Origin of the sequence: Curtobacterium sp. NPDC098951, from assembly GCF_044759965.1 — a bacterium.
Classification (GTDB): domain Bacteria; phylum Actinomycetota; class Actinomycetes; order Actinomycetales; family Microbacteriaceae; genus Curtobacterium.
On sequence record NZ_JBIWAG010000008.1, the window covers coordinates 22,291 to 45,738 of the forward strand.

19 protein-coding genes and 2 pseudogenes are annotated in these 23,448 nt (G+C 66.0%); 13 read left to right on the forward strand and 8 right to left on the reverse strand.

Annotation, left to right across the window (positions count from 1 at the left end; all coding sequences use genetic code 11):
* Window positions 1–230 precede the first annotated feature (230 nt).
* Window positions 231–1,247 (reverse strand): LLM class flavin-dependent oxidoreductase, encoded by a 1,017-nt coding sequence (locus ACIQUC_RS17450; RefSeq protein ID WP_402269347.1) that lies wholly within the window; start codon window positions 1,245–1,247, stop codon window positions 231–233.
* Between the two features lie 102 nt (window positions 1,248–1,349).
* Between ACIQUC_RS17450 and ACIQUC_RS17455 the strand changes: the two genes are divergently transcribed.
* The 3 genes from ACIQUC_RS17455 to ACIQUC_RS17465 all read left to right on the forward strand — a co-directional run bounded on the left by ACIQUC_RS17455 (window position 1,350) and on the right by ACIQUC_RS17465 (window position 4,799).
* A complete protein-coding gene (locus ACIQUC_RS17455; protein WP_402269349.1) occupies window positions 1,350–3,947 on the forward strand; it encodes a DEAD/DEAH box helicase in 2,598 nt (865 codons plus the stop codon).
* 16 nt (window positions 3,948–3,963) lie between these two features.
* The gene (locus ACIQUC_RS17460; protein ID WP_402269351.1) at window positions 3,964–4,482 is read left to right on the forward strand and encodes a GNAT family N-acetyltransferase; all 519 of its coding nucleotides are present in this window, start codon (window positions 3,964–3,966) and stop codon (window positions 4,480–4,482) included.
* A gap of 65 nt (window positions 4,483–4,547) precedes the next feature.
* A complete protein-coding gene (locus ACIQUC_RS17465) occupies window positions 4,548–4,799 on the forward strand; it encodes a DUF6458 family protein (protein ID WP_022908472.1) in 252 nt (83 codons plus the stop codon).
* 42 nt (window positions 4,800–4,841) lie between these two features.
* On the opposite strand, the gene ACIQUC_RS17470 is transcribed toward ACIQUC_RS17465, so the two are convergent.
* Together ACIQUC_RS17470 and ACIQUC_RS17475 are read right to left on the reverse strand one after the other, a co-directional pair.
* Window positions 4,842–5,363: a ribonuclease H gene (locus ACIQUC_RS17470; RefSeq protein ID WP_402269353.1), complete on the reverse strand. Its 522-nt coding sequence runs from the start codon at window positions 5,361–5,363 to the stop codon at window positions 4,842–4,844.
* Window positions 5,364–5,429: 66 nt separating this feature from the next.
* Window positions 5,430–6,254, reverse strand: a complete 825-nt coding sequence (locus ACIQUC_RS17475; RefSeq protein WP_402269355.1) for a hypothetical protein — start codon at window positions 6,252–6,254, stop codon at window positions 5,430–5,432.
* A gap of 170 nt (window positions 6,255–6,424) precedes the next feature.
* Between ACIQUC_RS17475 and ACIQUC_RS17480 the strand changes: the two genes are divergently transcribed.
* Genes ACIQUC_RS17480 through ACIQUC_RS17490 form a run of 3 tightly spaced genes read left to right on the forward strand, consistent with a single transcriptional unit; the run spans window position 6,425 to window position 7,265 of the window.
* On the forward strand, window positions 6,425–6,763 hold the full coding sequence (locus tag ACIQUC_RS17480; RefSeq protein ID WP_402269357.1) for a hypothetical protein: 339 nt from the start codon (window positions 6,425–6,427) through the stop codon (window positions 6,761–6,763).
* A 47-nt stretch (window positions 6,764–6,810) separates the two neighbouring features.
* Window positions 6,811–7,047 carry a hypothetical protein gene (locus tag ACIQUC_RS17485; RefSeq protein WP_402269359.1) on the forward strand — a complete coding sequence of 79 codons (237 nt, stop codon included), beginning with the start codon at window positions 6,811–6,813 and terminating at the stop codon, window positions 7,045–7,047.
* Window positions 7,044–7,265 (forward strand): hypothetical protein, encoded by a 222-nt coding sequence (locus ACIQUC_RS17490; protein WP_402269361.1) that lies wholly within the window; start codon window positions 7,044–7,046, stop codon window positions 7,263–7,265. Before ACIQUC_RS17485 ends, ACIQUC_RS17490 begins: the two co-directional genes overlap by 4 nt.
* A gap of 5 nt (window positions 7,266–7,270) precedes the next feature.
* On the opposite strand, the gene ACIQUC_RS17495 is transcribed toward ACIQUC_RS17490, so the two are convergent.
* Window positions 7,271–8,089 (reverse strand): aldo/keto reductase, encoded by an 819-nt coding sequence (locus ACIQUC_RS17495; RefSeq protein WP_402269363.1) that lies wholly within the window; start codon window positions 8,087–8,089, stop codon window positions 7,271–7,273.
* 168 nt (window positions 8,090–8,257) lie between these two features.
* Window positions 8,258–9,463, reverse strand: coding sequence for an MFS transporter (locus ACIQUC_RS17500; RefSeq protein ID WP_402269365.1), 1,206 nt, complete (start codon window positions 9,461–9,463; stop codon window positions 8,258–8,260).
* A 424-nt stretch (window positions 9,464–9,887) separates the two neighbouring features.
* On the opposite strand from ACIQUC_RS17500, the gene nrdH reads away from it, so the two are divergent.
* The 4 genes from nrdH to nrdF all read left to right on the forward strand — a co-directional run bounded on the left by nrdH (window position 9,888) and on the right by nrdF (window position 13,840).
* Window positions 9,888–10,121: a glutaredoxin-like protein NrdH gene (nrdH, locus tag ACIQUC_RS17505; RefSeq protein WP_022904483.1), complete on the forward strand. Its 234-nt coding sequence runs from the start codon at window positions 9,888–9,890 to the stop codon at window positions 10,119–10,121.
* Between the two features lie 107 nt (window positions 10,122–10,228).
* On the forward strand, window positions 10,229–10,645 hold the full coding sequence (gene nrdI, locus ACIQUC_RS17510; RefSeq protein WP_022906556.1) for a class Ib ribonucleoside-diphosphate reductase assembly flavoprotein NrdI: 417 nt from the start codon (window positions 10,229–10,231) through the stop codon (window positions 10,643–10,645).
* Window positions 10,646–10,662: 17 nt separating this feature from the next.
* Window positions 10,663–12,768 carry a class 1b ribonucleoside-diphosphate reductase subunit alpha gene (gene nrdE, locus ACIQUC_RS17515; protein ID WP_402269368.1) on the forward strand — a complete coding sequence of 702 codons (2,106 nt, stop codon included), beginning with the start codon at window positions 10,663–10,665 and terminating at the stop codon, window positions 12,766–12,768.
* A gap of 97 nt (window positions 12,769–12,865) precedes the next feature.
* Window positions 12,866–13,840 carry a class 1b ribonucleoside-diphosphate reductase subunit beta gene (gene nrdF, locus ACIQUC_RS17520; protein ID WP_022906554.1) on the forward strand — a complete coding sequence of 325 codons (975 nt, stop codon included), beginning with the start codon at window positions 12,866–12,868 and terminating at the stop codon, window positions 13,838–13,840.
* Between the two features lie 585 nt (window positions 13,841–14,425).
* On the opposite strand, the gene ACIQUC_RS17525 is transcribed toward nrdF, so the two are convergent.
* The 3 genes and pseudogenes from ACIQUC_RS17525 to ACIQUC_RS17535 form a co-directional block, all read right to left on the reverse strand.
* A complete protein-coding gene (locus ACIQUC_RS17525) occupies window positions 14,426–17,431 on the reverse strand; it encodes an RNA 2'-phosphotransferase (protein ID WP_402269370.1) in 3,006 nt (1,001 codons plus the stop codon).
* 161 nt (window positions 17,432–17,592) lie between these two features.
* A pseudogene (locus ACIQUC_RS17530) lies at window positions 17,593–18,623 on the reverse strand (IS3 family transposase); the annotation flags it as partial.
* 118 nt (window positions 18,624–18,741) lie between these two features.
* Window positions 18,742–19,431: a TIGR02391 family protein gene (locus ACIQUC_RS17535; RefSeq protein ID WP_402269372.1), complete on the reverse strand. Its 690-nt coding sequence runs from the start codon at window positions 19,429–19,431 to the stop codon at window positions 18,742–18,744.
* 222 nt (window positions 19,432–19,653) lie between these two features.
* Here ACIQUC_RS17535 and ACIQUC_RS17540 point away from each other — a divergent pair, with 222 nt between their 5' ends.
* The 3 genes and pseudogenes from ACIQUC_RS17540 to ACIQUC_RS17550 form a co-directional block, all read left to right on the forward strand.
* On the forward strand, window positions 19,654–20,061 hold the full coding sequence (locus ACIQUC_RS17540) for a hypothetical protein (RefSeq protein WP_402269374.1): 408 nt from the start codon (window positions 19,654–19,656) through the stop codon (window positions 20,059–20,061).
* A gap of 1,609 nt (window positions 20,062–21,670) precedes the next feature.
* Window positions 21,671–22,789: an LCP family protein gene (locus ACIQUC_RS17545; RefSeq protein ID WP_402269376.1), complete on the forward strand. Its 1,119-nt coding sequence runs from the start codon at window positions 21,671–21,673 to the stop codon at window positions 22,787–22,789.
* Between the two features lie 253 nt (window positions 22,790–23,042).
* Window positions 23,043–23,448: pseudogene (locus ACIQUC_RS17550) on the forward strand (hypothetical protein); the annotation flags it as partial.

Genomic DNA, 23,448 nt, shown 5'->3' on the forward strand with positions numbered 1-23,448 from the left:
TGGGGTGCGGTGTCGCGCCGCAACCGGTTGCTTCGTCCAGTCTGGGAAAAAGGTGTGACCGAACGTCAACTTTCGGGGCCACGAACCGCAATCCGGTGTGACAAACCGGCGGGTAGGTGAAACGATGGGTCCACCATCCCGTACGGATCAGGGACGAGATGGTCATCCGGCAGGGGCTCCCGGGGAGCCTCACCAACCCCTGGTGCGAGCCCCGCCGGATGCCCTTGCTCTCAGTGGTCGCGGACGGCCGGCGCGATCTCCTCCGCGACGATGCGCAGGATCCGCTCGTGGGACGCCGCGTCGCCGTTCGCCGGCAGGGTGATGACGAGTTCGTCGGTCGCCCGCACGGCCGGGTCGGCCAGCAGGGCGTCGACGATGGCGGACGGCTCGCCGGAGACGACCGTGCTGAAGCGGAACGGCGGGTTCCCGGAGAGCGGTCGCCCCTCGTCGTCCATGCCGCTCGCGTAGCCGGTGAGGAACTCCTCGTGCACGGCCCGATCGTGCTCGTCGAGCAGCGGCACGACGATCCGCCCGACGGCGACTTTCGGGGTACGGTCCGGGTGGAGCTCGGCGAACCGCGCGCGGTACGCCTGGATCTGGTCCGCCTGCGCTTCGGCGAACGGTGCGCCGGTGTCCTCGGTGTTGAGCGTCGAGCAGTGCAGGAGCAGGCCCTTCTCGGCCGTCCTGACCGCGGTGCCCATGCTGCCGCCGCCCCACCAGACACGATCGCGGAGCGCGGGACTGAGGGGCTGCAGGGTCAGGTCGGCGCCGGCGGGGATGCTCTCGTAGCCCTTCCCCGCGCTGCCGAGCGGCTCGCCCTGCAGCACCTCGAGCAGCCGCGCCGCGCGGGCCTCGGCCTCGTCGCGGAAGCTGCGGTCGGAGCCGCCGAACACCGGGTCGAGGATGGGGCCGTACCCGGCGATCCCGGTCGAGATGCCGAGCTGCACGCGGCCGCCGCTCAGCAGGTCGACCGTGCTCGCGTCCTCGGCGAGCCGGATCGGGTCCTCGTAGCGCATGCCGAGGACCGCGGTCCCGAAGTCGATGGTCGAGGTGCGCTGCGCGGCCGCTGCGAAGAAGGTCATCGGACTGGTCAGGAACGGTTCGAAGTGCCGACCGCGGACCCAGCCGGTGCCGTAGCCGAGCACCTCGGCGGTCTCGAACAGCCGCAGGCCGTCCTCGAGGGCGGCGGCCGCGCCGGCCGTGCCGCCGTGGTTCGGGACGAAGGAGAGGAAGCCGAGTTCGCGCATGGCGCGAGTGTATGCGAACGCATCCACAGACGGCCGGGAGGCGCGGGTCGGGCCCGCACCGCGCCTTCCGGCCGGTGGACCCGCACCTGGGAGGATGGACGCATGACCGACGTCACCACCCAGCCCCCGCTCGTCGCCGCCCTGCCGGCGGCGGTCGACGGTGTCGTCGATCCGGACGCCGTCTACGAGGCGTTCGCGGCCTGGGCCGCCGAGGGCGGTCGCCCGCTCTACCCGGCGCAGGACGAGGCGGTCATCGAACTTGTGTCGGGTGCCAACGTCGTCCTGTCGACCCCCACCGGCACCGGCAAGTCGCTCGTCGCCGCCGGGGCGCACTTCGCCGCCCTCGCCGAGGGCAAGCGGAGCTACTACACGGCGCCGATCAAGGCCCTCGTCTCCGAGAAGTTCTTCCAGCTCGTCGACCTGTTCGGTGCCCAGAACGTCGGCATGGTGACGGGCGACTCGAGCGTCAACGCGGACGCCCCGATCGTGTGCTGCACGGCGGAGATCCTCGCGAACCTCGCGCTGCGGCAGGGCCCGGACGCCGACGTCGACGTGGTCGTGATGGACGAGTTCCACTACTACGGCGACCCCGACCGCGGGTGGGCCTGGCAGGTGCCGCTGCTCGTGCTCGAGCGCGCGCAGTTCCTGCTCATGTCGGCGACGCTCGGCGACGTCACGACGATCGCCGACGACCTCTCGCGCCGGACCGGCCGCCCCACCGCGCGGGTCACCGGCGTCTCGCGGCCGGTCCCGCTGACGTACGAGTACGTGATGACGCCCGTGCAGGAGACCGTCGAACGGCTGCTGGAGGAGGGCAAGGCGCCGATCTACATCGTGCACTTCGCCCAGGCGGCCGCGCTCGAACGGGCGCAGGCGCTCATGTCGGCGCGCGTCGCGTCACGCGAACGCCGCGATGCGATCGCGGACGCGATCGCGGGCTTCCGGTTCAGCGCGGGGTTCGGGCAGACCCTGTCCCGCCTCATCCGTGCGGGCATCGGCGTTCACCACGCCGGCATGCTGCCGAAGTACCGACGACTCGTCGAGCAGCTCGCCCAGCGCGGGCTCCTGCCGGTCATCTGCGGCACCGACACCCTCGGCGTCGGCATCAACGTGCCGATCCGCTCGGTGCTGCTCACCGGGCTGACGAAGTTCGACGGCACGAAGATGCGCCAGCTGTCCGCCCGCGAGTTCCACCAGATCGCCGGACGTGCCGGCCGGGCCGGGTACGACACCGAGGGCGACGTCGTCGCCGAGGCACCGGAGCACGACATCGAGAACGCCCGCGCCGTCGCCAAGGCCGGTGACGACCCGAAGAAGAAGAACAAGATCAAGCGCAAGAAGGCGCCGGACGGCTTCGTGTCGTGGGGACAGGCGTCCTTCGAGCGGCTCATCGCGGCCGAGCCGGAGCCGATGGCGTCCAGGATGCGGATCACGCACGCGATGGTGCTCTCGGTCGTCGCACGCGGCGGCTCGGCGTTCGAGTCCGTCCGGTCGCTCGTCTTCGACAACCACGAGCCCCGGTCGCGGCAGCTCGCGATGGCACGGCGGGCACTGACGATCGCGCGGACGCTCATCAACGCCCGGGTCATCGAGAAGGTCGACGGCCAGTACCGGTTGACCGTCGACATCGCACCGAACTTCGCGCTGAACCAGCCGCTCTCACCGTTCGCACTCGCCGCGTTCGAGCTGCTCGACCCCGAGTCGCCGAGCTACGCGCTCGACATGGTGTCGATCGTCGAGTCCACCCTCGACGACCCGCGGGCGATCCTCGCGCAGCAGCAGTTCAAGGAGCGCGGCGAAGAGGTCGCTCGCATGAAGCGCGAGGGCATCGAGTACGAGGAGCGGATGGAGCTGCTCGAGGAGGTCACCTGGCCTCGCCCGCTGTCCGAGCTGTTGGAGGCGGCGTACGAGGCGTACGCGGCTGAACAGCCATGGGTCCTCGACTTCGCGCTCTCGCCCAAGTCCGTCGTCCGCGACGTGTACGAGCGCGCCATGACGTTCGGCGACTTCGTGCGGTTCTACCAGCTGACCCGCTCCGAGGGGCTCGTGCTGCGGTACCTGTCCGACGCCTACCGCACCATGCGGCAGACGATCACCGAGGAGCAGCGCACGCCCGAGCTGGACGACCTCATCGAGTGGCTCGGCGAGGTCGTCCGGCAGACCGACTCCTCGCTCGTCGACGAGTGGGAGGCGCTGATGAACGGGGACGTGGCGCTCGCCGAGGCGGAGCACGAGGAGATCGCGCCGCCGCAGCCCGCGCGCCTGACCGGCAACCCGCGCGCCTTCCGGGTGCTCGTGCGGAACGCGCTGTTCCAGCGCGTGCTGCTCGCAGCGGCCGACGACGTCGCCGGGCTCGCAGCGCTGGACGGCACCGCGGGCTTCGACGAGGACGCCTGGGACGCCGTGCTCGAGGAGTACTACGACCAGCACGACACGATCGGGATCGATGCCGACGCCCGGTCGATGCAGTACCTGGTGCTCGACGAGGCCGGGGCGACCGGGGTGTCCGGTTCGGCTGGCGCGTCGGGCCCGACGCGCGTCTGGCGTGCGCGACAGATCTTCGCCGACCCTGCCGGCGACAAGGACTTCGGGTTCTCCGCCACGATCGACCTCGACGCGTCGGACGCGGCGGGCGAGGCCGTGATCCGGGTGACCGAGATCGGGCGGTTCGACGGCTGGTCGGACGTGGACGTCGACTGATGCGCGTGGTGCGCTGATGGCGGTGGTGCGCGAGCTCGGCGGCTCGTCGGCCGACGGTGACGTCGCCGCGCTGCAGGACCTGCTCGAGTCGGTGCCGGACTACGCGTTGCGGATCACCGGGTACCCGCCGGGGCCGTCCGACGCGCTGAGTGCCCTTCTGTCGGTGCCGGACGGGTTCGACCCGGCGGGGAAGGTCGGCCTCGGGCTCTGGGAGGGGGAGCGGCTCGTGGCGTTCGCGGACGTGTTGCTCGGGTACCCGACGCCCGCTGTCGCGTACATCGGGCTGCTGGTCGTCCGAGGGGACGCGCACGGACGCGGGCTCGGACGGGCGATGCACGACGCGGTCGTCGGCTTCGTGCGATCGGCGCCCGCCGCCGCACGGGTGGACCGCTTGCGCCTCGGGATCGTCGGGACGAACGCATCGGTGGCGGAGCCGTTCTGGTGGGCGCTCGGCTACCGGCCGACCGGTGGGACGAAGCCGTACCGCTACGACCACCTGGAGAGCACCGTCGCTCTGTGGGAACGCGCACTCTGACGTCCGGGTACGTTCGACCGCGACCCTGCGCCGACCGGTGTGCGGTCCAACCGAGAGGACCTGCCATGCGCATCGGATCGAGCATCGCCCTGATCGTCATCGGCGCCATCGTGGCGTTCGCCCTGAACATCCAGGTCGCCGGCGTCGACCTGCGGCTGATCGGCTACATCCTGATGGCCGCCGGCGTCGTGCTGCTGGTCATCAGCCTCGCGGTGGCGTTCGGTGGACGCCGGACGACGACCACGACCCGGAGCGGGGTCGACCCGGCGTCGGGGGAGCAGATCACCCGCCAGGACCGGCGCGACGGGACGTACTGACCGGCGCTGTCGTGCGTGCCGGCCGACGCGCACGGGGGCTTGTCAGAACAGGGTCGCGGGTGGCGTCGCCTCGGGCAGCGCTGCCGGCTCGGTGACCGGGGCCCCGGGCCAGCCCGGCCCGTGCGGTACCTCGGTGCCCTGCTGGTAGGCGGTCGCGGCACCGCGGGCGCGGACGTCCGCGGCCTCGTTCATCTCGTGCCCGACGTGCCCGCGGACCCACTCGAACGTGACCTTCCGGCCCTGCAGCTCGGCGTCGAGCTCCTTGATGATCTCGACGTTCAGCACGGGCTTGCCGTCGGCCTTGCGCCAGCCCTTCCGCTTCCAGCCCGCGAGCCACTCGGTGCACGCCTTGATCGCGTACTGGCTGTCGCACAGGATGTGCAGCGGCTCGCCGGTGTCCTTGGTGGCACGGAGCAGCTGGAGGACGGCGGTCAGTTCGCCCTGGTTGTTCGTGGCGTTCGGCCACCCTCCGGCCGCCCAGCGGTCGTCGTCGACGTACCAGGCCCAGCCGGCCGGGCCGGGGTTGCCGAGGGCTGAGCCGTCTGCTGCGGCGACGATCGTCACGGTGGGACCTCCTGGGGTGTGGCGAGTGCTGGTCAACCGTAACGGACCGCACGGACCTTCCCGGAGTCAGCGGTTGGCGGGGGAGATGTTGACGGTGGCGTCCTCGTTCAACCACTTGTCCCCGCGGAGCTCGAGGTAGGGGTTCATCCACTCGAACTGTTCGGGGGTGACGCCGAAGCGCTTCGACACCGTGGTGAGGTCGTCCCCGTGGGAGACCATGTACCAGGTGGGCGTGCCGTCGACGTCCTTCACGTACCCGTACGCACCCGGGCGGGCCTTCCCCACGGTGACGCGCAGGTCCGGGTAGGGGTTCGGGATCTTCCACGCCAGCTTGCCGACCGCGAGCACGGAGCCGACCCACGGTCGGTCCGCATCACTGCTGCCGTCGCCGGACGACATCGGCACCAGGACGGCGCTCGCCAGGTAGTCGGGCCGTGCGCCGGCGTCGAGCGTGTACGAGGCGGGTGGTGTGGCCGCGTCCCACTGCAGGAACCCACGGGCGACCGCGTCGTAGCCGTCCTGGAACCCGGCGACGCGGTGGCGGAACTGGATCGACATCGGCTGCGGGTTCGTCGTTCGGTAGTCCGAGAGGTGCACCGTGAACACGCCGTCGGCATCTGCGGTGACGCGCACGTGGATCGACGTGTCCCCGGTCTTCGACACGACGTCGGTCTCGGCCGCGACCGTCCCGGCGGGGAGCACCTGTTCGGACGTCGGGGACGGCGAGGGAGCAGGCCGCTCGGTGTCGTCCGGTCCCTGCACGGCCAGTCGGGTCGGGGTCGGCACGGGGTCGGGTCCGCTGAACACCGAGCAGCCGGTCAGCACGATCGCCGCGACCGCCGACACCAGCACCACCGCGGTGGCCCGTCCCCTCGTCACCGAACGTCGCATGATCCCCCTCGTCCCCGGCCGGCGTCGGATCACGCGCGGTCCGCTGGGATCGTAGCGTGGGCCCGGGGCGATCCCGGGGCTCGTGACCGGATCGGTACGGACGGTGACCGGGTGCGCCGATCGGACTGCCCGGTGCACCCGCTCGGGGTCCGGGGCCTACGGTCGGCGCCATGAGCGACAGCATCCCCGACGTCCCGGGCCCCGAGGACTCCGACGACCGAGCACGAACCGACGCGCTGCGCGACCGGGTGCAGCACGAGGGCGCGGAGGGCGTCGGGGAGCACCAGCGGCGGGCAGCCGACACCTCGTACAGCCCGTCCAGCGAACGGGAGACCCAGGCGGCGCAGACCGACCAGCGGGACGACGCCGAGCTCGAGGCCGACGGCATCGACCCGTCGAGGATCGTCGCCGCACCGGGGACCGGCGGCGCCGACGATGCTGGCGACGTCGAACCCGAGCCCGGCGACCTGCACCTGCCGTGGCAGTCGGAGGAGGACCGGCGGGGCTGAGGCTCCGGGGTACGGATCGCCCAGGCCGCCGGCGTAGCGTCCCGCGCATGCCGGTCCCGTGGATGGAGCGCACTGGTCGGACCCCGGGCGGGGTCGTCGGTGCGTGGTTCAACGTCGTCGTCTGCTCAGCGCTCGTCATCGGACTGCCGCTGAGCGTGCTGAGCCGTGGGCACGACCTCGCGCACATCGCCTTCGCGATCGTCCTGACGGCGATCGCGGTCACCCTGGAGGTCGTGTTCGTCCGGAACCTCCGGCAGCAGATCGAGCGGAGGCGGGGTCGGTGACCGGCGCAACCTGGTTCGGCATCGGTGCGGTCTTCGTGGCGCTGTGGGGTGTGACGATCGCGGTGTTCAACCGGTGGGCGCAGTCCATCGGTGGCGACGAGCTCGCGAACGGGAGGCCACTCACGCCGCGGTTCGTCCGGGTGATCGGCATCTTCCTCGCAGTCGTGGGGACCGGGATCGCCGTGATCGCCTTCAGTGGGCTGCTCCCGACCAGCTGAGCGCCTCAGGACACCGAGTCCGGGTGGGACCCCGTGCGCTGCCCCGACTCGAGCGACGCGATCGCCGCCAGGTCGTCGTCGGTCAGCACGAAGCCGTCGACGTCGAGGTTCGACCGGATCCGCGACGGCGTCACCGACTTCGGCAGCACCACCACGCCCTGCTGCACGTTCCACCGCACGAGCACCTGCGCGACGCTCACCCCGTGGGCGTCCGCGATGCCGGCGAGGACCGGCTCGTCGACGAGTCGCCCGCGGCCGAGCGGCGACCAGGCCTCGGTCACGATGCCGTGCTGCGCGTGGAAGCCCATCAGCTCGCGCTGCGGCAGCCAGGGGTGCCGCTCGACCTGGTTCACCGCGGGGACCTCGCCGGTCTCGTCGATGATCCGCTCGAGGTGCGGCACCTGGAAGTTCGAGACGCCGACGCTCCGAGCGCGGCCAGACGCGCGCAGCTCGACGAGCGCGCGCCAGGTGTCGACGTACCGGTCGTTCGCGGCGGCCGGCCAGTGGATCAGGTACAGGTCGACGGTGTCGAGCCCGAGCCGCTCGAGGCTCGCGTCGAACGCTCGCAGGGTCGCGTCGCGCCCCTGGTGGTCGTTCCACACCTTCGTCGTCACGAAGACGTCGTCACGGTCCAGCCCGGAGGCGCGGATCGCCTTCCCGACGCCGGTCTCGTTGCCGTACATCTCGGCGGTGTCGACGTGCCGGTAGCCGGCGTCGAGCGCGAGACTGACGGCCGTCGCGGCCTCGGCGTCGTCGACCTTGTAGACACCGAAGCCGACGGCGGGGATCGAGGCGCCGTCGCGGAGGGGGACTGAGGTGACCATGCACCCATCCTGCCGATCGTGGCGGGGATGCGCCGCGCCTCCAGGCCGGGCGTCGGTCGTGCGTCGTTCCTTCCCAGAACGGCTGCGATGGAGAGTGGGAACGGGCGTACCTGGTCGGAACTTCCGACCAGGTACGCCCGTTTCGACCAGGTACACCCCGCGCTGCGGCTACGTGGGGATGTTGACCGGCTCGGTATCGGGGATGGGGCTCGCGTCGCGACCGCGCAGGTCGGGCAGCCAGCGCTTCGTGACCAGCGGGAGCACGACGCCCACCGCGGCCATCACCGCGCCGACCATCATCCCGCCGGTGGCGCCCTGGCTGTCGATGAGGAACCCGGCGACGGCCGATCCGCCCGCCGCGCCGATGAGCTGCCCGGTGCCCATCCACCCGTAGGCCTCGGCGGTGTCGGAGAACTTCACCGTCGCCGAGACCGAGCCGAACATGACCGCGAGGGCCGGGGCGATGCCGGCACCGGCGATGACGAGGGCGAGGCAGAGCCACCAGAAGTCCGTGCCACCGACGGCCAGCGCGAGGCCGACGAACACGATGGACATGCGCGTCCACAGGGTGTTGCGCGAGATCGGCAGGTGGCCGAGGGTCAGGCCGCCGATGAGCGACCCGACCGCGAACACCGCGAGGACGATGCCGGCGTTCGGGCTGCCCTCGCCGAAGACGCTCGTGACGCTCGCCTCGACCGCGGCACAGGCCCCGATCAGGAGGAGACCGGTGAGGGTGGCGACGACGACCGACGGCCGCTTCAGGACGACGCCGAACGCGCGCTTCGACCGTGGGATGCGGACGCGGCCGAGCTCGGGGGAGGCGATGAACCACGTGCCGCCCACCACGAGGAACACCATCGCGAGCACGATCGCCTCGATCGTGCCGATCTGCGTCGCGACGAACGTGGTGATGACCGGGCCGGCGACCCAGATGAGTTCCTGCGCGCTCGCGTCGAGGGAGAAGAGGGGTGTCAGCTGCGACGAGGTCACCATCTTCGGGTAGATGGTGCGCACCGCGGGCTGCACGGGCGGGACGGCGAGACCGCCCAGGAACCCCACGATGACGTAGGCCCACAGGGGCATGACGACGAACGCGATCACGCCCATGCTCACGAGCGCGACGAGGCTCGTCAGCACGAGCACCGGACGCATGCCCCAGCTGCCCATCCACCGGCTGGTGAGCGGCCCCGCGATCGCCTGCCCGACGCTCGTCGTCGCGAGCACGAGGCCGGCCGCGCCGTACGAGCCGAAGACGTGCTCGACGTGCAGCAGGTAGGCCAGCGACAGCATGCCGAACGGGAAGCGTGCGGTGAGCTGCGCGGCGATGACGCGACCGACGCCGGGCGTCTTGAGGAGGGGACCGTACGTGCTCACGCCACGAGTGTACGGACCGGACGGATCGCCCTGTCACCCGTCCGGGGGAGGTGGACGGCGGTGGCTCGCGGACGGGTTGTGGAGGGGGTGCTGCGACACGCCGAGCGAGTGCAGTGCACACCCGTGGAGAGATGTGTCCACAAGGTGTGGAGGAGTGTCGGTGGCCGGTGCCAGAGTGGCGGAATCACGGGCCTCTCCGAACTGTTCACACTGTGGAGGGCGTTGTGGAGAACTACACGGCTGTAACACTTTCTCTTGTGGTCGGTCCCGGTGTCGGCCACTAGATGTAGTATCGAGTCACCGGAAAGCACCTGCCCGGAAACGTCGGTCGCGACGGGTTCCACAGGGGTGGGAGCACCGGTCCACAGGCACCAGCACGACCCACACACAGCAACGCAAGCGCGTACCACCACCAGGGGAGATCATGGCCGTCACCGTCTACACCAAGCCGTCCTGCGTCCAGTGCACCGCGACGTACCGGGCGCTCGACAACAAGGGCATCCAGTACGAAGTGCACGACGTCTCCACCGACGAGGCCGCGCTCGAGCACGTCAAGAGCCTCGGCTACCTGCAGGCGCCCGTCGTCGTCACCGACGACGACCACTGGTCGGGCTTCCGTCCCGACAAGATCGCGACGCTCAGCGCCGAACTGGCGTAGTTCGTCCCACGTCCGCGGGTGGTGACCCGAGCTCGTTCAGGAGGCTCGGATCACCACCGCAGGACACCCACGGTCCGTCTGTCCGCACCTTCCACGAGGAGCGCACCATGAGCCGACTGGTCTACTTCTCGAGCGTGTCCGGGTACACCGCGCGCTTCGTCGAGAAGCTCGGCCGCGACGCGGACCGGATCCCGCTCTACCCGAACGACCCGTTCCTCCACGTGGACGAGCCGTACGTGCTGGTGCTGCCCACCTACGGCGGCGGCAACGGACAGGGCGCGGTCCCCAAGCAGGTCATCAAGTTCCTCAACGACGAACGCAACCGTTCGCTCATCCGCGGCGTGATCGTCGGGGGGAACACGAACTTCGGCGAGGCGTACGGCCTCGCAGGGGACGTCATCGCACGCAAGTGCAACGTCCCCGTCCTCTACAGATTCGAACTCTTCGGGACTCCTGACGACGTGTCAGCGGTCAACACAGGATTGGATGCATTTTGGACGCAGCAGTTGCAGACGTCGATCTGACGTCGCCGCAGACGGGGATGGACTACCACTCCCTCAACGCGATGCTCAACCTCTACGACGCGGACGGGAACATCCAGTTCGACAAGGACCGTGAGGCCGCGAAGCAGTTCTTCCTGCAGCACGTCAACCAGAACACCGTCTTCTTCCACAACCTGAAGGAGCGGCTCGACTACCTGGTCGAGAACGAGTACTACGAAGCCGCGACGATCGAGCAGTACTCGCTCGACTTCATCCAGCGGCTCAACGACCTGGCGTACTCGAAGAAGTTCCGGTTCCAGACGTTCCTCGGTGCGTTCAAGTACTACACGAGCTACACGCTCAAGACGTTCGACGGCAAGCGCTACCTCGAGCGCTTCGAGGACCGCGTCGTGATGACCGCCCTCGGCCTCGCGCAGGGCAACGAGCAGCTCGCGATCGACCTCGTGGAAGAGATCATCGCCGGCCGCTTCCAGCCCGCGACCCCGACGTTCCTCAACACCGCGAAGGCCCAGCGCGGCGAGCTCGTCTCCTGCTTCCTCCTCCGCATCGAGGACAACATGGAGTCGATCTCGCGCGGCATCAACTCCTCGCTGCAGCTCTCGAAGCGCGGCGGCGGCGTGGCCCTGCTCCTCTCCAACATCCGCGAGGCCGGCGCCCCGATCAAGCAGATCGAGAACCAGTCCTCGGGGATCATCCCCGTGATGAAGCTGCTGGAAGACTCCTTCTCCTACGCGAACCAGCTCGGCGCGCGTCAGGGTGCCGGTGCCGTCTACCTGTCGGCGCACCACCCGGACATCATGAAGTTCCTCGACACCAAGCGCGAGAACGCGGACGAGAAGATCCGCATCAAGACGCTGTCCCTCGGTGTCGTCGTGCCGGACATCACGTTCGAGCTCGCGAAGAACAACGAGGACATGTACCTGTTCTCGCCGTACGACGTCGAGAAGGTCTACGGCGTCCCGTTCGGTGACGTCCCGATCTCCGAGAAGTACCGCGAGATGGTCGACGACTCGCGCATCAAGAAGACGAAGATCAAGGCGCGCGACTTCTTCACCACCATCGCCGAGATCCAGTTCGAGTCGGGCTACCCGTACATCGTGTTCGAGGACACGGTGAACAAGGCGAACCCGATCAAGGGTCGGATCAACATGTCCAACCTGTGCTCGGAGATCCTGCAGGTCAACACCCCGACCACGTTCAACGAGGACCTCTCGTACAACGAGATCGGCAAGGACATCTCCTGCAACCTCGGCTCGCTGAACATCGCGCTCACGATGGACTCGCCGGACTTCGGCCGCACCATCGAGACCGCCATCCGCGGCCTCACCTCGGTGTCGCAGATGTCGCACATCACGTCGGTGCGTTCCGTCGAGGACGGCAACGACAAGTCGCACGCCATCGGCCTCGGCCAGATGAACCTGCACGGCTACCTCGCTCGTGAGCGCGTGTACTACGGCTCCGAAGAGGGCATCGACTTCACGAACATCTACTTCTACACGGTGCTCTTCCACGCCCTGCGTGCGTCGAACAAGATCGCCATCGAGACCGGCGAGACCTTCGACGGCTTCCGTGACTCGAAGTATGCGTCGGGTGAGTTCTTCGACAAGTACACCGACCAGGAGTGGACGCCGGCGACCGCCCGCGTCGCGGAGCTGTTCGCCAACGCGAACATCACCATCCCGACGCAGGACGACTGGAAGGCGCTGAAGGCGTCCGTCCAGGAGCACGGCATCTACAACCAGAACCTGCAGGCCGTCCCGCCGACCGGTTCGATCTCGTACATCAACCACTCGACGTCGTCGATCCACCCGATCGCGTCGAAGATCGAGATCCGCAAGGAAGGCAAGCTCGGTCGCGTCTACTACCCGGCGCCGTTCATGACGAACGACAACCTGGACTTCTACCAGGACGCGTACGAGATCGGTGCCGAGAAGATCATCGACACCTACGCCGCGGCGACGCAGCACGTGGACCAGGGCCTGTCCCTGACGCTGTTCTTCAAGGACACCGCCACCACGCGCGACATCAACAAGGCGCAGATCTACGCATGGCGCAAGGGCATCAAGACGATCTACTACATCCGTCTGCGGCAGCTCGCGCTCGAGGGCACCGAGGTCGAGGGCTGCGTCTCCTGCATGCTCTGATCGCTCACGCGATCACCTTTGGACTGGAGGCGCGGGGCGGCCCCGCACCGCGCCTCCAGTCCGTCACTTAGTCACCATCTCTTGAAGGAAACGTGCGTTGGTCGAGAAGCTGAAGCTCATTGATCGGGTCCAGGCCATCAACTGGAACCGCATCCAGGACGACAAGGACGTCGAGGTGTGGAACCGCCTCGTCAACAACTTCTGGCTGCCCGAGAAGGTGCCGCTGTCGAACGATGTGCAGTCGTGGAACACGCTGACGCCGGCCGAGCAGAAGCTGACCATGCGCGTCTTCACCGGCCTGACCCTGCTCGACACCATCCAGGGCACCGTCGGCGCCGTGTCGCTCATCCCCGACGCGGTCACCCCGCACGAAGAAGCCGTCTACACGAACATCGCGTTCATGGAGTCGGTGCACGCCAAGAGCTACTCGTCGATCTTCTCGACCCTCGCGTCGACGCCCGAGATCGATGAAGCCTTCCGCTGGTCCGAGGAGAACCCGAACCTGCAGAAGAAGGCGTCCATCGTCATGGACTACTACCAGGGCGACCAGCCGCTGAAGCGCAAGGTCGCTTCGACGCTGCTCGAGTCGTTCCTGTTCTACTCCGGCTTCTACCTGCCGATGCACTGGTCGTCGCGGGCGAAGCTGACGAACACCGCCGACCTCATCCGCCTGATCATCCGTGACGAAGCCGTCCACGGGTACTACATCGGGTACAAGTATCAGAAGGGCCTCGAGCAGCTCACGCAGGCCGAGCGCGACGAACTGAAGGACTACACGTTCTCGCTGCTCTTCGAGCTGTACGAGAACGAGGTGCAGTACACGCAGGACCTCTACGACGAGGTCGGGCTGACCGAGGACGTCAAGAAGTTCCTGCACTACAACGCGAACAAGGCCCTGATGAACCTGGGCTACGAGCCGATGTTCCCGAAGAACATCACGGACGTGAACCCTGCGATCCTGTCCGCCCTGTCGCCGAACGCGGACGAGAACCACGACTTCTTCTCGGGGTCGGGGTCGTCCTACGTGATCGGCAAGGCCGTGAACACCGAGGACGAGGACTGGGACTTCTGATCCTGGTCTGACTCGTGGGGGCGCCCCGCTGGCTTCGGCTGGCGGGGCGTTCTTCGTTCGCGGCCGTCGTCGCTGGTGCGGTCGTATGGCGGGCCCTCAACGAGATTCAATTCGGACGGGGTATGTGCGACACGGCTGCTGCTGTGCGCGCGGGACAGGAGGGTGCGTCCGCTGAAGGACCCTCTACCGAGAACGCGGCGACGGCCGCGTGAGGTGTCCGAGGGACGGGCGTCGGGCGCAATGATTCGGCCCCTCGTCGCGACACGTCGCACAGAAGTCACCCATCGCGCGTCGCGCGTGTAGCGCGCCTCGCGAACACCAGTAGCGCTGGTGTGGCCTCGACCAGTATGCCTAGTCTCAGCAAAAAGGGCGACGACGGCGGAGGCTGACACAGGCGGCGGTTATGGGACTGGCTTGGTTAGCTCGCCTGAAAGCACGCGCTAAGCCTGCCGCGAAGGGCACCTCAGCCAGGCTGTCCTCCTGACTGCTTGAGACGGCCCGCCCACGACGAAGACGCGCGCGCCTCATTGACACTTCGCTCTCTACGTCTTCCCCGGTCTCCCCGGGATTGGTTCTCTTCCCGACCTATGCGCGCTCCAATTCGGCGGCTCCAACTGCGGTGACTACCTCGAGAGCCTCCGCTCCGACGAGCGGCGCAAGCCAGGTGTCTTCTGCCGCCCGCACCAATCCGGGCACGTCCCGACCTGCTACGCGCAGCAACAACACATCCTTCGCGTGACGCTGCGCGGTCGTCAAAGCTCTCATCGGATTGGTCGAAAGATGGGCGAACTCTCTTCCCATCGGCCGCAAGCCTCCGCGGCCTTCGAAAATTGAGCCGAAGTTGGAAGCCGGTGTCGCGTGATAAAGCCACGCTGGAGGAGTCGCTACCTCATAGTCAGCTCTGCGAGCGATGGAATGTCCGTAAGCAGCGCGCACCTCGTCGCCGTCGAGCTCGAAGCGAGGTTCGCCCAGCGCGCCTGCGACAACAAGAAGCTGCTGAGGCGTCACGTTATGGCCGTGTTCGCGCATGACGTCAGCGAGGTCTTCCACGAACATCCACCCCCCACGCGTGGTCTGAGCGGTTGGGTCGTGCCTCAAATGAAAGGACATCGCCTTACTGATCCGCACGCGATCGTTCGGCTGGATAGCAGTGAGCCGAGTTGGATCGGACAAGCCAGTCTTGACTCTCCAAGATTCCAGCACTTCCTTGCACCATAGCTGAAGTTGAATGTTGACGGGCGAGGCGGCTAGATGCGACAGAAGCTGGAACGCGTGATTGCGCTCGGTGTCCGTAGAATGAGAGTCAGTTAGAATACCGACAGCACGGGCTGCGGTAGACGCCCGGTAGGAGAGCTCAACCTCGCTCGTTACGGGCAGACCCGCACTCGAAAGGTACGCGGTGAGGATAGACAGTCTTGCTTCCCAATCTTCTGGAGCCAAGACCGGATGATCGTCCACTAGTTGCGACAGCTCGTAGCCAAGGGGTCGCACTCCCGTCGCCTCGAGGTCCGCAGCGAAAACCTTTTGGTCGTCGTTGACCAGCCAATTCAAAGTGTGGGCATCACGCCGCGGGACGGCCGGAACACCTTGCACGAGCGCCCACCAATCATTGAACATCCGTAGCTTTTCGGTCTGCCCTACCAACTTCCTCAGCCAGCGTCCAACCTCTTTCTCTTTGAGCTGGTTCCGGGGAGAAGCAACGTCGATTGACGTCCCCCTTTCCCAACCATGGATAAGGCCTAGGAAGACCGCAGCTCGCTCGAGCAACCCCACCCGCTCGACACTCGGGGCTTCGGAGAGTGCGAGCCGTAGTGTTCGACCTCGCGCGTAACGTCGAACGCTGATCAAGGACGATTGGGACGCACTATCCTCGATCGGGATCACGCCGATGTGCTCGATGACGTCGTAGTACTTCAGCTGATCAGCCGCCACACGAGCGCTAATCGCCTTCGCCCTGAGCTCATCTCGCTCCAAGGCGGCTGCGGAGGTTCGCTTGAATACGAAGGTCTGTCCGGTGATCCCAGAGAAGTCATCGACGGTGTACGTCTCTCCGCGCCCGCCGAGACCGCTCACTCGCAGGCCGGGATTATTGAAGGCGCAGCTTGCCGCAAGCTCGAAAACCTCGGTGAAATTGCCCCGTTGGATGTGATGGAGGAGTTCTTCGCGAACGTACGGAATTTTGAGGCTTATCCCACCACGGGCTTCGAGATCGTTGGCGAGGAGGACTAAGGGCTCACTCGAGTTCGGATCTCTACGATGGAGCTTTAAAAGGATCTCCAATCCCTCCGCTCGCAACTGGGAGCTCTGACGAAGCGCGCTCAGCAGCAACAGGTCTTGCGCTTGGGCGAGCAGATCGCGCGTGCCAGCGAGGGCGTCTTTTACGCCAACCGGTCGACGAAGGCGAACCGCGTCTTCCAAAAGCATTTGGCCGTTGGTCGCTCCGCCGGCTCGTGCGACTCTCGATTGCAACTCTGCGAGAAACTCTCGATACTGATACTGTCCCCGCTCGGCAGCCGGACGCAGGGCGGCAATGAGTTCTGGAGCAGCGGTATAGATTACTTCCGGGAGCTGATGTGGCGCACGAAGCGCAAACGGAAGGCGTACCCCTCTCACGGTGCTGGATTTTGACGTAGGCAGGCTTAAGTGAATTTGCAAAGCCCGATCCATGGCACACCGAATCTCGTAAGCAAGTTCGAGTTCCTGATTCTCAACGGAACGGAGAGCTTCATCAGCTCGCGAAAGGAACTGCACTCGAGCCCGCTCGGTCGCGAAATCTGCAAGGTTGAGCCAAATCTCGGCGTTAATGAGGTGCCATGCTGGCCAATCGTCGTTCGGTACGTCTCTCGTCTGGGCGAATCGCATGGCTTCGACAAGATAAGCTCGTTCACCTGTTAAATGATAGAGCTCGATCGACGCCTCGATTCGCAGCACGGCGGTAGAGATATCCGTAGGAGCCTCGGGCATGCCCTTCAAATGCTCCAAGGCCTCCTGAAGCTTCTCCAAACGACCACTGGACATACGTGCCGCAACAATGGCCTGCCGTGCAACCTGTCGCTGAATATGAAATTTGTCCCGATTAGCCCTTGAGGCTTTAGTGAAAGGCCGAAGGGATTCGTAAACAGACGCGGCGAGCTCGGATACTCGAACGAGAATCACCGGTTCGCTGAAGCGTATCGATGACGCATGTCGCCTGAGAGCGTCCGCGATCAACCATCGTGCTTCTATGAGCTCTTCGGCGTACGAACTACCGCCAGAGCGAAAGTAGGAACCGATCGCTGCGCCGACAGTGCACAAGCGGGATTCCATGACCAGCATCGCCAATGCCGGAAGTGGCGAGTGCTTACTCTCATTCCAGCGGCTCGCGAGTAGTGCTGGGTCCGTAGCGATGTCGAGCCATCCACCAACGGTCTCTATTCCGACGCGGTCGACCCACTGGCTGAATTGATCCGACACCTGTAGTCCCGCGCGTACGGCTAGCGCAGCGAGCTCCGGCATCTGGCGCTCAAACCGGCCCCGAAGTCGGAGGACGGCCTCCTCAGGACTGTTGTGACCAACCATCTGCGCAACCACAAGTGGTGTGACCTTCGACATGGCGCCTCGCTTTCCTGACGAGCGTACGTCACGTTTTGCTCGGTGACTCCAATCACCCTCCGTTCCGACAGACGACGTCGACGCTTTGTTCAAGGCGCTCTTCAGCTCACGGCTGGGCTAGCGATGGGGACTGCTGCAGGTTCGGTTGACTCGTTGGCTTTGGCCGCGAGCGCGACCTGTGGGTTGATGATTGCTTCGTACTCGATGGGCGTCAACTTCCCGAGCCCGCGTTGTCGACGCTTGCGGTGGTAGGTGCCCTCGATCCAGTGCACGATCGCGAGGCGCAGCTGCTCGCGTGATGCCCATCGCCGGCGGTTGGGGACGTTCTTCTGGAGGAGTGCGAAGAACGACTCCATGGCCGCGTTGTCCGCGCACGCGCCGACCCGGCCCATCGAGCCGAGCAGGCCAGCGTCCTCGATCGCTCGGACGAAGCGCTTCGAACGAAATTGGCTACCCCGGTCGAATGGACGACTGTTCCGGACGGGTTCCGGCGGGAGATCGCCATCCGCAGCGCCGCGACGGCGAGGGAGGACTGCATCCGGGAGTCGATCGAGTACCCCACGATTCGGCGGGAGCAGGCGTCCTTGACGGCGCAGAGGTAGAGCTTGCCCTCGCTCGTGTTGTGCTCGGTGATGTCCGTCAGCCAGAGCCGGTCCAGATCCGACGCGGTGAACGTCCGGCGGACCCGGTCCTCGTGCACGGGCGGGCCCGCTTTCCGGTTCAGTCCCCGCTTCTTGGCGTGCATCGACCAGAGCCGCTGCTGCGAACACAAGCGCCACACGCGCCGCGCGGCGGCTCACCGGGTTCTTCCGCCAGGCATAGAACGCCTGCTTGGAGAAGCCGAGCACCCGGCAGGTCACCGCGACCGGGATCCGGTCGGCGGCGAGTTCACGGACCAGCGGGTACATCATTTTGGGAGGTGCGCCTGGGACAGATACGCGGCCGCACGGCGCAGGATCTCGTTCTCCTGCTCCAGCAGCCGGTTCCGTTTCCGAAGCTCTCGCAGCTCGACGTTCTCGGTCGTCGTGGTCCCGGACCGAACGCCGTCGTCGATGTCCGCTCGTCGGAGCCAATCCGTCACGGTTCCCTCGGAGATCCCGAAGTCCTTCGCGACCTGCGTCAACGCGATCTCACCCCGGCGAGCGACCGCGATCACGTCGCGTCGAAACTCCTCCGGATAGGGCTTGGCCATGATCGACATCCTTCCAGCGAGGACCACGTCCTCACAGGTCAGGAGTCAACCGAACCGACAGCAGTCCCATGCGCTCCTAGCCAGCGGACTGAGTTAGCGTGGTCCGCAGAGACGCTCCTCAGTTGCGATCTCCGACTCGTCGCAGCATCCTCAGCAAGAGGTCAGCGAGCTGGACGACTTCCGCGGCTTCGATCGGGTCAGTGAAGACGACCGTTCGGTGACTTGCCGGGTTCTTGAACGCGCCAATGGCACCCATGAACAGATTCATGGTCGCCACCTGCTCACCGGCTTCCGCCGAGCGGTCGCAGAGCGGGCCGCCTGGTTTGAACGCCTCTTGCATCAGTTTCGTGCCGATCAGGTCGTTGCTGAGGCCGCTGAGGTGACGCACCCGGACCTCAACCGCCTTCATCGCGGCGAATGATGCAGTTTCGAAGTCACCCCGCTGGAACGCCGGCTTCGCTGTCACCTGCAGCTCGGACGTCACTCCAGCAAGCAGCTCTTCTCCTTGCAGCTCCAGGATCGCTGACGGTGCTTGCCCGATTCGCGCCCCTTGTCGGGTGACCCGCTGCCACCCCCCAGACGACTGTCCACTCGGTCCCACGCACTGGTGCGCAACCAGCCACGCCCACCCGTCGCTCACACGACCAACCAGGGCACGGCAGTCACGCTCGCCCGCAAACTGTTGCTCAGCGTTGACGTAGACATTGTGGCCGTTGACGGCCGCCCCCTCGTCGTTGCCAGAGAGGATACCTCTGGCTATCTCTTCGGTGCTGCCGGATCGAAGGAGGTCAGCGGAAAAAGTCGCCATGTGGGCTACCGTAAGGCGCACCACTGACAGCAACGCTCGCTGCGCCCACCTGGATGGCAGTACCTCCCCTGCTGGCCGCGAACCGCGGGAACGCTGGCCGCCTCTCAGCCCAACATCGCCCATCACGGATCCGATCGGGGAGACTGCTGAACGGGTTCGACGCCGTCGAAGCTGTTCCGCAGACTCCCCTATAGGGTGTCCCACAACACTTGAGGGGGCACCGTGCGACGGGACGAATACCGGCAAGTCGTTGGGCAGGTTCGGGATCTTGCGCGTGAGCGAGGTCTGTTGGACATCGCTGATTACGACGCCGGCGAAGACTCCCCGGCCCGCTCAGAGCTGCTCACCCTGTTGGGACGACTTCGCCAGGAACTATTCCTTCACTCTACGCAGGCCGTACGCATGACCACGGATCGACTCAGCGAAGTGCTGAGTGAAGAGGTGCCGCCGGTGCTCGTTGTCGAGTCCGATCCGGCGACCGCGGATCGTCTCGGCATCCGAACAGAGGAGTACTTCGAGGGTTCGCTGTCCGCTGATGACGCGATCCAGGAGCTGAACGCCCTCATCCGCCTCCTATCCGACGGTACCGATGAGGATGAGGCGCGCGATGCCACTGACTACTCCAGCTAAGAGTCATGTGCTGACCACTATCCGCAAAGCTCTTGCGGCGGTAGGCGGCTCGTCGAGATCGACACAAAACCTTGGTGCCGGGAAATTGTACGAAGCTTGGACTCTGACCACAGTGCTGCAGAGGCTCCAATCACTCGAACGGATAGCTGTATCTGCGAACAATGGCAAGCTGCTTCGTCTACGCGCCTCGCACGGCCCGAGGAACCCGAAGTATCTGCACTTCGATTGTTCGACGCCCACTAGGAATTTCACGATCTGGACTGACGTCGAGGTCCGGACTCTGAGTTCCGAGATACGAGGAGCGCATCCGCGCAAGCCCGTACATGGAGACAAGCACGAACTTGATATCGTCGCTTGCGTACCCGGCACGAGCGGCTATCCCGGGCCGAACGACCTGCTCTGGGGTATCGAGTGTAAACACACCAGTTTTAGCAAAGCGTTCCACAGATCGATGCTCGGCGTTCGGCGCGAACTAAGCCTCGCCGAAGGTCAACCCAATAGCACCGCTTTCAACACTTATCCACGTGCCATCGTTCAATCATATCCCGCTTCAGTTCTCACGGCTTACTCGACTGATTCAGCTATACTCAATTACTCGCTTGCCGGAGCACAGTGGGACGTCGACTACGAACACTTGTCCATGCCCTGAGTGGTTTGCAGGCCCTTCAGAGCATCGCTGATGCCGACGTTCAGGAGGAGATAGCGAGCCGGCCTGAATCGGATTCCGCTTGGCCGGGGCGGGGGTGAAGGATAGGAGCCACCCTAGGTGTCGTCGGCCTCATCGCAGCGGTCAGAGGGCTGTTGAAGCTGCTTGAGTTCTGAACATCGTGGGGCAGCGAGGATCTTGCGCAGCGCTTCGCGCGGCGCCCGAGGCAGTAAACAGATTCAGGCGGTGAGTCCTGACGGAACGGCGGCGGCTCACCGCAGACCTGCGAGGCGTTGGTTCAACTGAGGTTTGAGAACATTGCGAAGGCGCCCGTCGACCTAATGGCGACCTCCACACAGCTCCCTTGACGGCAGGGTCTCGCGGCGTGTCGCATCAGGATCCTCTATCGGCGTCCGCGCCGTTCTTTGCGCTCCAGCTGCGCGAGATAGAAGCTCGTTGAATACCGCGCTGCCCTCCGAACCGATCCGTAGCCAGTGAGGAGCCCGCCCCCATCGACGCCCACGTTGCACCCCAGGACGGTGTCGGTGACGGTCAACTGCCAGAACGGACCGAAGAGATGTCGGCGTTGCACGTCGAATCTCGCATCGACATCGGGGGAACTGAGCACCGCCGCCTTGGACCACAGGCAAGAGCATGGCACCATGCTTTCCGTCTCGCTAGCCGATCGTTCAGCGAGATGCATTGCCCGTTCTCGGCTGCGGGCACCGCACACCGAACGGGCGGCACCGCCGGTCGTGACCTCCGCTCGTGTTGCTATCGTTCGCGGCGAGGGGGATCGATATGAATCATCGAACCGACGGAGGTGCGAGCGTTCGTCACGGGCGACTGACTCGCCGGTCGAGCTGGCTTGGAGCGGCGAGACTGCTTGGCATCGCTGCTGTCGTTGCTGTAGCGAGTGCGACAAGCATCGGAGCGATCGCGATCGGGAATCTTGGTGCTTCGGTGCAGACGGTTCAGATCGGTGCTGGCGGGAAGCCCAGCAAGACCGGTGCCGAAGCCCTCCGCGGTGCCGTCAACTTCGTCGTCGTCGGCAGTGATACACGTCAGGGCCAGACCGAAGCTGCCGAAGGTGACCCGGGGAGCTTGAATAACGACGTCACCATGCTGATCCACATCTCCGCAGACCATCAACAAATGACTGCCGTCAGCATCCCGCGCGACACCGTTGTGGAGCTGCCGGCCTGCGTGGACACGGACACCGGGCAGACTCGACCTGCGGTGCGGGCGATGTTCAACGAAGCGCTCTCCCGTGGCGGCAACCAGGGCGGCTTGGGATGCGTCGTCGCAGCTGTGAAATCGCTGACGGGGGTCGAGGCGCAGTTCGCCGGCATCCTCAAGTTCGACGGCGTGGCAGCCATGTCGACCGCGGTCGGCGGCGTCGACGTCTGCGTGGCAACTCCGATCCACGATCCGTACGTCGGCCTTGACCTCGAACCAGGCGTCCATCCCATCGAGGGACAGACCGCTTCCGCCTTCCTCCGCAGTCGACACGGCATCGGGGACGGCGGCGACCTCGGGCGCATCAGCAACCAGCAGGTGTTCCTCTCCGCACTGGCCCGGAAGGTACTCGCACCCGGCGGAGCGCTGTCCAACCCGGTGACGCTTTACAAGCTCGCCAAAGCAGCGCTGTCGAACATGATCCTCAGCGACAACCTCACCAGCCCCGACACGATGGTCTCCCTCGCCCTGACCCTTCGAGGCATTGACCTGTCGAAGGTGCTGTTCGTCCAGTACCCCACCCTGCCCAACCCGGCGGACATCAACCGCCTCATCGTCGACGAGCAGCCCGCGCAGGCCCTCAACGTCGCGCTACAAACCGATGCAAAGACGAACCTCAACGACTCGTCACTCGGTGGAGGCGCGACAAAACAGTCCCCGGACAACGCAGCACCGTCAGAGGCCGCACGGGCTCCGTCATCTACCGATCCGGATGCACCCTCATCCCCGCCAGACGGGCTCACAAGCGTCACCCCGAGCACTCCACCAACGTCCACTGCGCTCCCCTCGGCCATCACCGGCCAGACAGCAGCAGAAGCCACCTGCTCGAAAGGGTCCGGCTAGGAACGCGAGAAGCGAAAGCCCGTCTCAATAGCCGATCGGCTACTGAGACGCTGCGAGCGGCGCTGACGGTGATAGACAGACGCATGCACATCCGACCCGCGACACCGGCCTGCGCCGGTGGGTCGTGCGAGAGTCATCCTTGCGATGGATTGCGAACTCTGAGTGTTCTCATAGGATCACTGTTCAGGGGGCGGAGGGCTCCCAATAGATGATCGAGGGGGAGGCAGTGTCTCGAACGGGAAGAACTGTGGGCATGGCAGGAGTGGGGCTGCTGTGTGCTGCTGCGATGCTGGGGACGTCGGCGGTGGCGCACGCTGACGAACGGCCCACGGATGCATTGGCCGTTATCGCCTCTGTCGCGCCGGAGGTCCTCGACGCGGCCGCTGACACGTCCGAGTCCGGGAGTGAGGCTGCAACCTTCGCCGCGGGCGATGTCGAAGTCAGCGTCCCAACGGACGCTGCTGATGGAGCTGCGCTCCGCACCAGCGACCGCGAGTTGACGGTGTCGCTGCCCTTCGCGGACCAGGCAGCAGACGCGGTCGTTGCGGGTACCGGGGTGGCGATCTTCGACAATAACAACTCGTCAACCACGACTTCGGTGGTGCGGGAGGACGGCAGTTTGCAGATCCTGACCGTCATCGAAGACGCTGCAGCGCCGA